Here is a 1382-nt window from a genome sequence, read left to right as displayed (position 1 = left end):
CTATACCCGAGCCATCCAATGCCCAAAATCCCTTTGGCTGAAAAAGTACAAACCAGAGGTTTTAACTCCACCCGATGCCAGTGCCAAAGCACGGTTTGAGACGGGTAACATCGTGGGGGATTTGGCGTGTGAATTATTTCCTGATAAAAGGTGACAGGCTACTTTTTTATTCTTACATGTAAAAAAACGATGAGCTTTGGCGCACGGTTTGCGAAGCATTTCAAATTGAAATTTTTTCAAAGAAATTGAACAAGGAAGAGTAAAATAGTTGTTAAAAAAAAGGAACTTGAGCAATGAGCGAAAATAACATCATCATCTACAACACCGCTGACGGTAAAGCTTCTGTTTCGCTTCTTACCAAAGACGGCACGGCGTGGCTGAGCCAGAGCCAGTTGGCGGAACTTTTTGCGACCTCAAAACAAAATATAAGTTTGCATATTCAAAATATCTTTGAAGAGGGAGAGTTGGCGCAAAATTCAGTTGTCAAGGAATACTTGACAACTGCCAGTGATGGGAAAAATTACTCTGTTTCCCACTACGCTTTGGCGATGATTTTAGCCATTGGTTTTAGAGTGCGAAGCAAACGAGGGACACAGTTTCGTCAGTGGGCAAACAAAAACCTGAGCGAGTATATGGTTAAAGGTTTTGTGATGGATGATGAGAGGCTTAAAAATCCTGATGGTAAACCTGATTATTTTGATGAATTACTTGCACGCATCAGAGATATACGAGCATCTGAAAAACGATTTTATCAAAAGGTACGAGAGCTTTTTGCCCTGAGTAGCGACTATGATGCCAGCGATAAAGCCACACAGTTATTTTATGCTGAGGCTCAAAATAAACTACTCTTTGCTATTACAGGGCAAACAGCCGCTGAGATTATCGTAAGCCGCGCGGATGCTACACGTTCAAATATGGCACTTACAAGTTTTGAAAGTTCCAAAGTTCGCAAAGTTGATATATACATCGCCAAAAATTACCTAAGCGTTGATGAGCTAGATAGTCTCAATCGTTTCGTTGTCGTGTTTTTAGAAACAGCGGAACTAAGAGCTAAAAACCGTCAAGATATAACGATGGAGTTTTGGAGAGAAAATATCGACCGCATTATAGCGTTCAATGACAAAGAGGTGCTCAAAGGACATGGAAGCATTAGCAATGAACAGATGAAAAAAATGGTTGAATCTGTTTATGAAACATTTGATGAAAAACGAAAAAGATACGAAGCAATCGAAGCGGACAAACAAGACCTTGAAGCGTTACAACAGCTTGAAGCCAAGGTAAAGAAACGATGAATAATTTTTGATTGAAGAATCAATGAAGTGCTGGGGGCAAGTCTAAAAAAGGAAACAGGCTATTTTTTTGTTCTTACATGTAAGAAAAGA

General features: G+C 39.8%; 1 protein-coding gene. It reads left to right on the top strand.

Annotation, left to right across the window (positions count from 1 at the left end; genetic code table 11):
* Nucleotides 1-293: 293 nt before the first annotated feature.
* Complete coding sequence (locus JWV37_RS12585; protein ID WP_205460231.1) at nucleotides 294-1292, top strand: virulence RhuM family protein; 999 nt, start codon at nucleotides 294-296, stop codon at nucleotides 1290-1292.
* Nucleotides 1293-1382 lie beyond the last annotated feature (90 nt).

The sequence above is a fragment of the Sulfurospirillum tamanense genome (assembly GCF_016937535.1).
GTDB lineage: Bacteria > Campylobacterota > Campylobacteria > Campylobacterales > Campylobacteraceae > Sulfurospirillum_B > Sulfurospirillum_B tamanense.
This window is presented reverse-complemented; position numbering and strand designations above follow the sequence as displayed.

Coding starts and splice junctions, on each gene's coding strand:
- JWV37_RS12585 (WP_205460231.1), top strand. CDS start 294: ATGAGCGAAAATAACATCATCATCTACAACACCGCTGACGGTAAAGCT.